Below are 13,362 nucleotides of genomic sequence, written 5' to 3' on the forward strand. Positions count from 1 at the left end.
GCTACACACGTGCTACAATGGTCGGTACAGAGGGTTGCCAAGCCGCGAGGTGGAGCTAATCCCACAAAACCGATCGTAGTCCGGATCGCAGTCTGCAACTCGACTGCGTGAAGTCGGAATCGCTAGTAATCGCGAATCAGAATGTCGCGGTGAATACGTTCCCGGGCCTTGTACACACCGCCCGTCACACCATGGGAGTGGGTTGCACCAGAAGTAGCTAGTCTAACCTTCGGGAGGACGGTTACCACGGTGTGATTCATGACTGGGGTGAAGTCGTAACAAGGTAGCCGTAGGGGAACCTGCGGCTGGATCACCTCCTTAATCGACGACCGCAGCGGCTTCATGAGCTCCCACACGAATTGCTTGATTCATTGAAGAAGACGATTGGGTCTGTAGCTCAGTTGGTTAGAGCGCACCCCTGATAAGGGTGAGGTCGGCAGTTCGAATCTGCCCAGACCCACCAATTTCATGGTGTCCCCTGTAGCGATACGGGGCCATAGCTCAGCTGGGAGAGCGCCTGCCTTGCACGCAGGAGGTCAGCGGTTCGATCCCGCTTGGCTCCACCATTACAGATTGGTACCAACGTTTAAAGCTTAGAAATGAGCATTCCACCGTACGGTGCCTGAATGTTGATTTCTAGTCTTTTGATTAGATCGTTCTTTAAAAATTTGGGTATGTGATAGAAAGATAGACTGAACGTTACTTTCACTGGTAACGGCTCAGGCTAAGGTAAAATTTGTGAGTTCTCTTAGTTGAGAAATTCGAATTTTCGGCGAATGTCGTCTTCACAGTATAACCAGATTGCTTGGGGTTATATGGTCAAGTGAAGAAGCGCATACGGTGGATGCCTTGGCAGTCAGAGGCGATGAAAGACGTGGTAGCCTGCGAAAAGCTTCGGGGAGTCGGCAAACAGACTTTGATCCGGAGATGTCTGAATGGGGGAACCCAGCCATCATAAGATGGTTATCTTGTACTGAATACATAGGTGCAAGAGGCGAACCAGGGGAACTGAAACATCTAAGTACCCTGAGGAAAAGAAATCAACCGAGATTCCCTTAGTAGTGGCGAGCGAACGGGGACTAGCCCTTAAGCTTCTTTGATTTTAGCGGAACGCTCTGGAAAGTGCGGCCATAGTGGGTGATAGCCCTGTACGCGAAAGGATCTTAGAAGTGAAATCGAGTAGGACGGAGCACGAGAAACTTTGTCTGAATATGGGGGGACCATCCTCCAAGGCTAAATACTACTGACTGACCGATAGTGAACTAGTACCGTGAGGGAAAGGCGAAAAGAACCCCGGAGAGGGGAGTGAAATAGATCCTGAAACCGTATGCGTACAAGCAGTGGGAGCCCACTTTGTTGGGTGACTGCGTACCTTTTGTATAATGGGTCAGCGACTTATTTTCAGTGGCGAGCTTAACCGAATAGGGGAGGCGTAGCGAAAGCGAGTCTTAATAGGGCGTCTAGTCGCTGGGAATAGACCCGAAACCGGGCGATCTATCCATGGGCAGGTTGAAGGTTAGGTAACACTGACTGGAGGACCGAACCGACTACCGTTGAAAAGTTAGCGGATGACCTGTGGATCGGAGTGAAAGGCTAATCAAGCTCGGAGATAGCTGGTTCTCCTCGAAAGCTATTTAGGTAGCGCCTCATGTATCACTGTAGGGGGTAGAGCACTGTTTCGGCTAGGGGGTCATCCCGACTTACCAAACCGATGCAAACTCCGAATACCTACAAGTGCCGAGCATGGGAGACACACGGCGGGTGCTAACGTCCGTCGTGAAAAGGGAAACAACCCAGACCGTCAGCTAAGGTCCCAAAGTTATGGTTAAGTGGGAAACGATGTGGGAAGGCTTAGACAGCTAGGAGGTTGGCTTAGAAGCAGCCACCCTTTAAAGAAAGCGTAATAGCTCACTAGTCGAGTCGGCCTGCGCGGAAGATGTAACGGGGCTCAAACCATACACCGAAGCTACGGGTATCACGCAAGTGATGCGGTAGAGGAGCGTTCTGTAAGCCTGTGAAGGTGAGTTGAGAAGCTTGCTGGAGGTATCAGAAGTGCGAATGCTGACATGAGTAACGACAATGGGTGTGAAAAACACCCACGCCGAAAGACCAAGGTTTCCTGCGCAACGTTAATCGACGCAGGGTTAGTCGGTCCCTAAGGCGAGGCTGAAAAGCGTAGTCGATGGAAAACAGGTTAATATTCCTGTACTTCTGGTTATTGCGATGGAGGGACGGAGAAGGCTAGGCCAGCTTGGCGTTGGTTGTCCAAGTTTAAGGTGGTAGGCTGGAATCTTAGGTAAATCCGGGATTCTAAGGCCGAGAGCTGATGACGAGTTACCCTTTGGGTGACGAAGTGGTTGATGCCATGCTTCCAAGAAAAGCTTCTAAGCTTCAGGTAACCAGGAACCGTACCCCAAACCGACACAGGTGGTTGGGTAGAGAATACCAAGGCGCTTGAGAGAACTCGGGTGAAGGAACTAGGCAAAATGGCACCGTAACTTCGGGAGAAGGTGCGCCGGTGAGGGTGAAGCACTTGCTGCGTAAGCCCACGCCGGTCGAAGATACCAGGCCGCTGCGACTGTTTATTAAAAACACAGCACTCTGCAAACACGAAAGTGGACGTATAGGGTGTGACGCCTGCCCGGTGCCGGAAGGTTAATTGATGGGGTTAGCTAACGCGAAGCTCTTGATCGAAGCCCCGGTAAACGGCGGCCGTAACTATAACGGTCCTAAGGTAGCGAAATTCCTTGTCGGGTAAGTTCCGACCTGCACGAATGGCGTAACGATGGCGGCGCTGTCTCCACCCGAGACTCAGTGAAATTGAAATCGCTGTGAAGATGCAGTGTATCCGCGGCTAGACGGAAAGACCCCGTGAACCTTTACTATAGCTTTGCACTGGACTTTGAATTTGCTTGTGTAGGATAGGTGGGAGGCTTTGAAGCGTGGACGCCAGTCTGCGTGGAGCCATCCTTGAAATACCACCCTGGCAACTTTGAGGTTCTAACTCAGGTCCGTTATCCGGATCGAGGACAGTGTATGGTGGGTAGTTTGACTGGGGCGGTCTCCTCCTAAAGAGTAACGGAGGAGTACGAAGGTGCGCTCAGACCGGTCGGAAATCGGTCGTAGAGTATAAAGGCAAAAGCGCGCTTGACTGCGAGACAGACACGTCGAGCAGGTACGAAAGTAGGTCTTAGTGATCCGGTGGTTCTGTATGGAAGGGCCATCGCTCAACGGATAAAAGGTACTCCGGGGATAACAGGCTGATACCGCCCAAGAGTTCATATCGACGGCGGTGTTTGGCACCTCGATGTCGGCTCATCACATCCTGGGGCTGAAGCCGGTCCCAAGGGTATGGCTGTTCGCCATTTAAAGTGGTACGCGAGCTGGGTTTAGAACGTCGTGAGACAGTTCGGTCCCTATCTGCCGTGGACGTTTGAGATTTGAGAGGGGCTGCTCCTAGTACGAGAGGACCGGAGTGGACGAACCTCTGGTGTTCCGGTTGTCACGCCAGTGGCATTGCCGGGTAGCTATGTTCGGAAAAGATAACCGCTGAAAGCATCTAAGCGGGAAACTTGCCTCAAGATGAGATCTCACTGGGACCTTGAGTCCCCTGAAGGGCCGTCGAAGACTACGACGTTGATAGGCAGGGTGTGTAAGCGCTGTGAGGCGTTGAGCTAACCTGTACTAATTGCCCGTGAGGCTTGACCATATAACACCCAAGCAATCTGTAGACTCGAAAGAGGCCAGATTGCGGTGTGTGAAGACGCAATGAACCGAAAGTTCGAGTCAAAACCCACAAACTATCGCATACCCATTCGCTGGAACGTGACCGCAAGGCACGCGCTGGCTACCGAATTTCTTGACGACCATAGAGCATTGGAACCACCTGATCCCATCCCGAACTCAGAAGTGAAACGATGCATCGCCGATGGTAGTGTGGGGTTTCCCCATGTGAGAGTAGGTCATCGTCAAGATTAAATTCCGAAACCCCTATCTGCTCACGCAGGTAGGGGTTTTGTTTTGCCCGCAAGAAAATTCTTACGACAAGTGCAGAAAGCTCCCGGCTGTCACGGCCCCCCGACAATGCTAAGGTTCCGCCCTGGCTTTTGCATTTTTCAAGGACGCCTTTATGCCGGACGCTAAGTCCCTCAGCCCTGCTTTCATGGTAGTCCACGGGAACCGCCTTGATGAGCTGCGCAGCCTGGTGATAAGCCTCATGCGGCGCTATCCGCTGGCCCCTCTTGAAAATGAAATCGCGCTCGTACAAAGCAACGGCATTGCCCAATGGCTGAAGCTGGCACTGGCTGAGGATCCCCTTGACGACGACATGGGCGGCTGCGGCATCGCGGCTGCGATTGATGTGCAGCTGCCCGGCAGTTTCATGTGGCAGCTCTATCGAATGGTGCTCGGGCGTGACGAGATTCCAGCCAAGTCCTTGCTGGACAAGGCCCCGCTTACGTGGCGGCTGATGCGCCTCCTGCCGCAATTGATTGAACAGCCCCATTTCGAGCCCCTGCGGCGTTTTCTGACCCATGACACGGACTTGCGCAAGCGGTACCAGTTGTCCGAGCGCCTTGCAGATTTGTTCGACCAATATCAGGTGTACCGCGCCGACTGGCTCGAAGACTGGGCCCAAGGGCGCCATCAGACCCGCAACGTCCGGGGTGAAATCAAGCCGCTCGCGCCGGCGAATTGCTGGCAAGCGGAATTGTGGCGGGCGTTATTGCTGGATGTGGGAGAGCAAGGCATGGCTCAAAGCCGTGCGGGTGTTCATCAGCGCTACATCGAGCGCATCAATAGTCTGGACGCCGCTCCAAAAGGTCTGCCTGCACGGGTAATAGTCTTCGGTATTTCCTCACTGCCCGCCCAAGCGCTCGAAGCCCTGGCCGGTCTGTCACGGTTCAGTCAGGTTCTGCTGTGCGTCCATAACCCATGCCGTCACCATTGGGCAGATATCGTGGCCGACAAGGATCTGCTTCGCCACCAATACAAGCGGCAGGCACGCAAGAGCGGCATGCCGGACGTCCTGGACCCGCAAACCTTGCATCAGCATGCTCATCCGTTGCTGGCTGCCTGGGGGAAACAGGGTCGCGACTATATCAACTTGCTCGACAGCTATGACGAGCCAAATACCTATCGCTCGGTATTTCGCGAAGGGCGGATCGACCTGTTCAGCGAAGGCAATCCCACTACGCTCCTCAGCCAGTTGCAGGATGACATTCTTGAGCTGCGGCCACTGAGCGAAACCCGGGAAAAATGGCCCGCGGTCGATACCTCGCGAGACGGATCGATTCGTTTTCATATCGCCCACAGCGCCCAGCGTGAAGTCGAGATTCTTCATGATCAGTTGCTTGCCCATTTCAGCAATGACCCGGCTTTACGCCCTCGGGATATCATCGTCATGGTCCCCGACATCGACAGTTATGCGCCGCATATTCGCGCGGTATTCGGCCAACTCGACCGGGTCGATCCCCGCTTCATCCCATTCACACTGACGGACCAAGGTCAGCGTGGACGCGATCCGCTGCTGATTGCCGTCGAGCATTTGCTGAAACTCCCCGATAGCCGTTTTCCCGTCAGCGAAATCCTTGATTTGCTGGACGTCCCGGCATTGCGCGAACGATTTGGAATTGAGGAGGCCGATTTACCGACACTGCACCGTTGGATCGAGGGCGCAGGCATCCGTTGGGGGATAAGCGCCGAGCACCGAGCCGGGCTGGGCTTGCCTGCGGAGTTGGAGCAGAACAGTTGGCGTTTCGGCCTGCGTCGCATGTTGTTGGGGTATGCCGTTGGTGATTCGCAAGCCTATGAAGGCATAGAACCCTATGACGAAATCGGTGGTCTGGATGCCGCATTGATCGGTCCGTTGGTTGCATTGCTCGATGCCTTGGAGGTTGCTTACCAGGCGCTCAGTCAACCCGCCTCACCTCAGGACTGGGGGACGCGCCTGCATGATCTGATGCAGTTGTTCTTTCTGGCGAGCAACGAGCATGACGATTATCTGCTGGCCCAGCTCGAGGATTTGCGTGAAAACTGGTTAGAAACCTGCGAGTCGGTCGGCCTGCACGACGAGCTGCCGTTGACGGTTGTCAGAGAGGCCTGGCTGGCGGGGCTGGATCAAGGGCGACTGTCCCAGCGCTTCCTCGCCGGAGCGGTCAATTTCTGTACCTTGATGCCGATGAGGGCGATCCCCTTCAAGCTGGTCTGCCTGTTGGGCATGAACGATGGTGATTATCCACGGGCCCAGCCGCCATTGGATTTCGATCTCATGGGCAGTGATTATCGACCGGGGGATCGCTCTCGACGCGAGGACGATCGCTACCTGCTGTTGGAGGCGCTGCTTTCTGCGCGGGAAAAACTCTACATCAGTTGGGTCGGGCGCAGCATCCGCGACAACAGCGAGCGGCCTGCCTCAGTCCTGGTCGGACAATTGCGCGATCATCTGGCAAGTGGCTGGCAGTCGGCGGATGTCCATGGCGACCTTCTTGAAGCGCTGACCCAGGAGCACCCCCTGCAACCGTTCAGCGCTCGTTATTTCTACCAGGGCGATGAGCTGTTCAGCTATGCCAGCGAATGGCGAGGACTTCATGAGGATCATGAGCACGCTGGCAAGCCTGGGGCCCTGGAGCCCTACGTTCAGGAGGAACCCCTGGGGCTTGGTCAGTTGCAGGACTTCCTGCGTAATCCTGTCCGGCACTTTTTCAGCCAGCGACTCAAGGTGTTCTTCGAGCCTCTCGAAGCCCCATTGGCGGACGACGAACCTTTCATCCTGGATGCCCTGCAGCGCTATAGCCTGAGCGACAGCCTGCTCGAGGCTGCCCTTGTTCGCCTTGACCAAGCGGACCTTGCATTGGAGGCTCACGCCAGGAGGCTTCAGAACAGCGGCCTGTTACCCATGGCTGGCTTTGGCCAATGTATGCAGCGTGAATTGATCGAGCCGCTGCCTGATCTACTGCAACGCTACCAGCAACTTCTTGCGCTATGGCCGACTCCGCTGACCAGTGCCGTGCCCGTCAGCCTGCAATTACACGGTGTGAACATTGAAGGTTGGCTCAGCGGCCTGCACCAGCGCTCCGATGGTGCGGTCCTCGCCATCACTGCCATTCCCAACAGTATCGGTTCTACCAGGACCCGGAAATGGCACCGCTTGATACGACCCTGGGTGAACCATCTCGTGGCTTGCGCCAACGGTCTGTCGATGACGACGGCATTGGTCGCCAGCGATGACAGCTTGCTGCTGAATCCTTTTGACGAGTCGGTAGCCCGCAAGCTGCTCGGCGATTTGTTGCAAGCCTGGCAGGCTGGCATGCGCCAACCGCTGCCAATCGCAGTGAAGACCGCCTTCGCCTGGCTCGGCCAGAGTGATCTGGACAAAGCCGAATCAGCCGCTCGAAAAGCCTACGAAGGCGATGGGCTGACGTCTGAAGGCGAGCGGCGCGAAAGCCCCGCCCTGGCTCGGCAATATGCCGACTTCGATGCGCTTATCGCTGACGAAACATTCCCCGACTGGTGTGACGCGCTCTATCGACCGCTTCTGGAAGCACCGTGGCGTTCGTTGGCGGGTGAGGAAGCGCATTCATGAGTCGACAAACACCCTTGGCGCTGGCTTTCCCACTACGCGGCAGTCAATTGATCGAAGCCAGCGCAGGAACTGGCAAGACCTTTACCATCTCGGCGTTGTACTTGCGCCTGGTGCTGGGACATGGCGGCTCGACGGCCGGCTTTGGCCGTGAGCTGCTTCCTCCGCAGATACTGGTGGTGACTTTCACCGACGCTGCCACCAAGGAGTTGCGCGAACGCATCCGCACCCGCCTCGCGGAAGCGGCGCGTTTTTTTCGTGACGAGATTCCCGCTCCCGACGCGTTGATACACGCACTGCGTGATGAGTTTGATAAAGGGCAATGGCCTGGCTGTGCGAATCGGCTGGATATCGCCGCACAATGGATGGATGAAGCCGCCGTTTCGACGATCCACAGCTGGTGCCAGCGGATGCTTCGTGAGCATGCCTTTGACAGTGGCAGCCTGTTCACCCAGACCCTGGAAACCGACCACAGCGAATTGCTCGGCGAGGTGCTGCGCGATTATTGGCGATTGTTCTGCTACTCGATGGAGGGTGAGGCACTGGATTGGGTGCGAGCGCACTGGGGCGGTCCTGCTGCTTTGTTGCCACGGGTGAGGGGGTTGTTTGCCAACTCGCGAGGTGGTGACGATGGGCTTGAACCGGCGGAACTCATCGCCGCGTCCCTGCGCGAGCGCAGCGCAGCCTTGCTCGATCTCAAGGCGCCCTGGCGGCAGTGGGCGGTGGAGTTGCTGGAGATCTGCCAGCAAGGCGTAGCCAATAAAACCGTCGACGGGCGCAAGATGCAGGCTCGTTACTTCGAGCCATGGTTTCAGAAGCTATCTGCATGGGTTGAAGACGAGAGCCTGGAGTTGCTCGACATCGGCACCGGCTTCACGCGCTTGACGCCCGAAGGCATGGCCGAGGCCTGGAAGGGCGACGTGCCCAACCACCCAGGGCTGGACGCCATGGCGGGCCTGAAGGCCGGCCTGGATGCCTTGCCCACGCCTGACGCTGCGGTGCTGCAGCATGCTGCACAGTGGGTCGGGGCGCGCTTCGAGGCGGAGAAGCGGCGCCGCGCGGAAATGGGATTTGACGACATGCTGCTGCGCCTGGACGCAGCTTTGCAGGCTGAAGGTGGGGAGCGCCTCGCGAGCCTGATTCGCGAGCAGTTTCCGGTTGCGCTGATTGACGAGTTCCAGGACACCGACCCGGTCCAGTACCGCATCTTCGAGAGTATCTATCGCATTGGCGACAACGATCCTGAAACGGGGCTTTTCCTGATCGGGGATCCGAAACAGGCTATTTATGCGTTTCGCGGCGCCGACATCTACACCTATCTGCGCGCCCGCGAAGCCACTGCCGGCAGGTTGCATACGCTGGGGACCAATTTCCGTTCCAGTCATGCCATGGTCGGCGCCGTGAACCATATTTTTCAATACGCCGAATCGCGGCTGAATGGGCGCGGGGCTTTTCTGTTCCGCGAGCCATCGGGTGAGAATCCGGTGCCATTCCTGCCGGTCGACTCCCAGGGCCGCAAGGAGTCCTTGCAGCTTGCGGGGCGGACGGTCGCGGCCTTGAATATCTGGCATCTGGCCTCGGACCAGCCGCTCTCCGGAGCGGTGTATCGACAGCAAATGGCCGTGGCCTGCGCCAGTGAAATCACGGCGCTGCTCAATGGCGGCCAGTCAGGGCACGATGGTTTCGTTGGTGATGGGCAAATGTTACGGGGGCTTCGACCGGCGGATATCGCCATCCTGGTGCGTGATGGCAAGGAAGCGCAGGCCGTGCGAAACGAGTTGTCGGCACGGGGTGTGCGCAGCGTTTATCTATCCGATAAGGACTCGGTCTTCGCCTCGCAGGAAGCAAGGGATTTGCTGGCCTGGCTCAAGGCTTGCGCCGAGCCGGACGTCGAGCGGCCGCTGCGAGCTGCGCTGGCCAGCGTCACCCTGAATCTGCCGCTTGCAGAACTGGAGCGCCTCAACCAGGACGAGTTGGCCTGGGAACGCCGAGTCATGCAGTTCCGTAGCTATCGGATGGTCTGGCGCACCCAGGGCGTGCTGCCCATGCTGAGGCGCCTGCTGCATGACTTCAAGCTGCCCCAGGCCTTGATGATGCGTGGCGATGGCGAGCGGGTGCTGACTAACCTGTTGCATCTGTGCGAGCTGTTGCAGCAGGCCGCCGTCGAGCTGGATGGCGAGCAGGCCTTGATTCGCTATCTGTCCGAACACCTTGCATTGACCGGGCAGGCGGGAGAGGAACAGATCCTGCGCCTGGAAAGCGACGAGCAACTGGTCAAGGTGGTCACGATCCATAAATCCAAGGGGCTTGAGTATCCGTTGGTCTTCCTGCCGTTCATATGCTCGACGAAACCGGTGGACGGCAGCCGATTGCCGTTGCATTACCACGATGAAGCCGGTCATGCGCAGATCAGTCTTACGCCCAGCCCCGAGTTGATCGCCAAGGCCGACGACGAGCGCCTGGCCGAGGATCTTCGGCTTCTATACGTGGCGCTTACCCGTGCGCAGCATGCCTGCTGGTTGGGTGTGGCCGATCTCAAGCGAGGCAGTAACAGCCGCTCGATCCTGCATCTGTCTGCGCTGGGGTATCTGTTGGGCGGTGGTGCGCCGTTGACCGAGTCGGTGGCGTTGAGACGTTGGCTGGAAGATCTGCAGCAGGGTAGCGACGCGGTGAGCTGCCAGGATATGCCGGAGGCCAACGATCAGCACTATCGACCCCCACGTAACGATGCGGTGTTGCTTGAACCCTTGCTTCCGGTACGTAAAGCCAGCGAGAACTGGTGGATCGCTTCGTACAGCGCGCTGCGCTTTGGAGAAAGTCTCAGCGCCGGCACCGACTCCGCGCCGGAAAACCCGCAGGCGCAGAAAATGTTCGACGACGAACGGCTTGATCCCGACGCTCCCAGGGAAGTCATCGCCGTCGGCGGTGATATCCATCGTTTCCCCCGCGGTCCCAACCCCGGTACGTTTCTCCATGGTCTCTTGGAATGGGCTGCCGGAGAAGGATTTACCGCCTCGCCAATGGCCATCGAAGATGCCATCGCGCGACGTTGCAACCGCCGCGGCTGGAAAGGCTGGATCAACACCCTTGGAGATTGGTTGCAGCACCTGGCCACGACGCCCTTGCAGATCGGTGGCGGGCAGTCTCCGGTGGTACTGGCTCAGTTGAGCCAGTTTCAGGTCGAGATGGAGTTCTGGTTCTCCAGTCACAAGGTTGATGTGCTCAAGCTTGATGAGCTGGTTTGCCAGTCAACCCACGGTGGCGCGGCTCGTGTCGCCGCAGAACCGGCACTGCTCAACGGAATGTTCAAGGGCTTCATCGACCTGACCTTCGAGCATGACGGCCGGTATTACGTGGCTGACTACAAATCCAACTGGCTGGGCGCCGATGACATGGCCTATACCGCTCAAGCCATGGAGCAATCGATTCTGGATAATCGTTACGACCTGCAATACACGCTGTACCTGTTGGCCCTGCATCGCCAGCTCAAGGCGCGCCTGCCAGACTATGACTACGACCGGCATGTCGGTGGCGCGTTGTATCTTTTCCTGCGCGGCACACGTTCAGCCAGCCAGGGCGTGTTTTTCACCAAGCCCCCTCGGGCACTGATCGAACAGCTTGACCGCCTGTTCCAGGGAGCACCCGCGCCCAAGGCCGAGCCGGCATGGGTGCAAGGAGAATTGTTATGAGTCGCTCCTTTGCCGACCTGCTGCCTCAATCGCTCGACGACGAAGGGCTGGTCGACCTGGCGCCCGTGAGTCGTGCCGAGGACCTGCTGCTGTTGCTCACGCGCTGGGTGGAACGTGGCTGGTTGCGGGCCCTGGACAAGGCATTCGTGGTGTTCCTGCATGAATTGTCGCCTGGCGATGATCCGCTGGTATTGCTGGCGGCTGCGCTGACCAGCCACCAACTGGGCCATGGGCATGTTTGCCTGGACCTGTTCGAGACACTCAAGGAACCTGATTTCGCCCTGTCACTGCCCCCCGAGGGCGACCTGCAGACGGGCGTGATGCTGTTGCCTTCGCAGATCCTGAGAACGCTGGACGGTGCCCATTGGTGCAAGGTCCTGGCGTCCAGCCGCCTCGTGGCCCTGGCGGTCGATGACAGCGAAGAGGCGCAGCAGCGGCCACTGGTATTGTCCGGTAAACGGCTTTACCTGCGTCGTTACTGGGGCTATGAACGACGGATCGACGCGGCGTTGCGTCAACGCCTGGCCGAACAGGAAAGCGCCCCTGATGACCTGCGCGAGAGGCTGGACGGACTGTTCGGGCCGGCCAGCACGACCGGCCCGATCGACTGGCAGAAGCTGGCTTGCGCGCTGGCGACGCGGAGCGCGTTCAGCATTGTTACCGGCGGCCCGGGCACGGGTAAGACCACCACGGTCGTGCGCTTGCTTGCCTTGCTGCAGGCACCTGCCGTCGAGGCGGGGAAACCGCTGCGGATTCGCCTGGCCGCACCCACCGGCAAGGCCGCTGCGCGGCTGACCGAGTCGATCAGCCAGCAAGTTCGGACGCTGGATGTGATCGACGCCGTACGCGAGCGAATTCCCTGCGACGTCACCACGGTGCATCGCCTGCTCGGCAGCCGTCCCGGCACCCGACATTTTCGCCACCATCGTGGCAATCGATTGCCGTTGGATGTGCTGGTGGTCGATGAGGCGTCCATGATCGATCTGGAAATGATGGCCAATCTGCTGGACGCGCTGCCGTCCCATGCGCGGTTGATTTTGTTGGGCGACAAGGACCAGCTGGCTTCTGTGGAGGCCGGCGCGGTACTGGGGGATCTGTGTCGGGACGCCGAGGACGGCTGGTATAGCCCACAGACGCGCGCCTGGCTCGAGTCCGTCAGCGGCGAGAGCCTGGCGGTGAGCGATCTGAAACAGGACCTCGACGACAGTCACCCCCTCGCGCAGCAAGTGGTGATGCTCAGGCATTCCCGACGCTTTGGCGAAGGCAGCGGTATCGGCCAACTGGCCCGACGGGTCAATCGACAGCAGCCTGAAGAAGCTCGTCAATTGCTGGAGAAGGGCCAATATGCCGACCTGTTCTCCCTGGCGCTGAAGAGCCAGCACGACGGGACGCTCGAGCGCTGGTTGCTCGATGGTCGACCCGGTGGTCCGCAGGGCTATCGGCATTATCTGAGCCTGCTGCGACAGCGACGTCCGCACATTTCTCGCCCGCTGGAAGACAGTTGCTGGACTGATTGGGCGCGTGAGGTCTTGTCGGCCTTTGACGAGTTCCAATTGCTCTGTGCCGTACGCAAGGGGCCGTGGGGCGTCGAGGGCCTGAACCCGAGAATCACCGCCGCGCTGCTCAAGGCTCGCCTGATCGATAGCGATCATCAGTGGTACGAGGGGCGTCCGGTACTGATGACTCGCAACGACTACGGGCTGGGATTGATGAACGGCGATATCGGGATCGCTCTCAAGTTGCCCGAGCGTGACGGTCCTGACGCTGGCAAGCAGGTCCTGCGGGTCGCCTTTCCTCGTAACGATGGCCGGGGTGGTGTGCGTTTCGTCCTGCCCAGCCGCCTGAATGACGTGGAAACCGTTTACGCCATGACGGTGCACAAGTCCCAGGGGTCGGAATTCACCCACACGGCCCTGATTCTTCCGGATGCCCTGAACCCCGTTTTGACCAAGGAACTGGTGTATACCGCCATTACCCGAGGCAAGCACTGGTTCAGCCTGATAGAGCCGCGCACGGGAATATTCGAAGAAGCGGTTCGGCGCAAGGTCAAGCGGTTGAGCGGGTTGATGCTGGAATTGGATGGAAACGACTGAA

Annotated in this window: 3 protein-coding genes, 2 tRNA genes and 3 rRNA genes (1 of these 8 cut by a window edge); all 8 read left to right on the plus strand. The window is 58.2% G+C overall.

Annotated elements, in window-relative coordinates:
- Positions 1 to 321, plus strand: a 16S ribosomal RNA gene (locus J3P91_RS03270) (it extends 1,218 nt beyond the left edge of the window).
- 65 nt (positions 322 to 386) lie between these two features.
- Positions 387 to 463 (plus strand) — tRNA-Ile (locus J3P91_RS03275).
- Between the two features lie 27 nt (positions 464 to 490).
- Positions 491 to 566, plus strand: a tRNA-Ala gene (locus J3P91_RS03280).
- A gap of 251 nt (positions 567 to 817) precedes the next feature.
- Positions 818 to 3,709, plus strand: a 23S ribosomal RNA gene (locus tag J3P91_RS03285).
- A gap of 149 nt (positions 3,710 to 3,858) precedes the next feature.
- Positions 3,859 to 3,974: ribosomal RNA gene (gene rrf, locus J3P91_RS03290) — 5S ribosomal RNA — on the plus strand.
- Together the 16S, 23S and 5S rRNA genes with 2 tRNA genes alongside form the textbook arrangement of a ribosomal RNA operon.
- A 155-nt stretch (positions 3,975 to 4,129) precedes the next feature.
- Positions 4,130 to 7,582: an exodeoxyribonuclease V subunit gamma gene (gene recC, locus J3P91_RS03295; protein WP_434602730.1), complete on the plus strand. Its 3,453-nt coding sequence runs from the start codon at positions 4,130 to 4,132 to the stop codon at positions 7,580 to 7,582.
- Entirely contained in the window at positions 7,579 to 11,268 is a 3,690-nt protein-coding gene (gene recB / locus J3P91_RS03300; RefSeq protein ID WP_434602731.1) for an exodeoxyribonuclease V subunit beta, read from the plus strand. Before recC ends, recB begins: the two co-directional genes overlap by 4 nt.
- A complete protein-coding gene (recD, locus tag J3P91_RS03305; RefSeq protein ID WP_434602732.1) occupies positions 11,265 to 13,361 on the plus strand; it encodes an exodeoxyribonuclease V subunit alpha in 2,097 nt (698 codons plus the stop codon). Before recB ends, recD begins: the two co-directional genes overlap by 4 nt.
- Position 13,362 lies beyond the last annotated feature (1 nt).

The sequence above is a fragment of the Pseudomonas sp. Z4-7 genome (genome assembly GCF_051131965.1).
Classification (GTDB): domain Bacteria; phylum Pseudomonadota; class Gammaproteobacteria; order Pseudomonadales; family Pseudomonadaceae; genus Aquipseudomonas.

What these genes read in the sequence shown, in the direction of transcription:
- recB (WP_434602731.1), top strand. Translation starts at nt 7,579, where the DNA reads ATGAGTCGACAAACACCCTTGGCGCTGGCTTTCCCACTACGCGGCAGT.
- recC (WP_434602730.1), top strand. Translation starts at nt 4,130, where the DNA reads ATGCCGGACGCTAAGTCCCTCAGCCCTGCTTTCATGGTAGTCCACGGG.
- recD (WP_434602732.1), top strand. Translation starts at nt 11,265, where the DNA reads ATGAGTCGCTCCTTTGCCGACCTGCTGCCTCAATCGCTCGACGACGAA.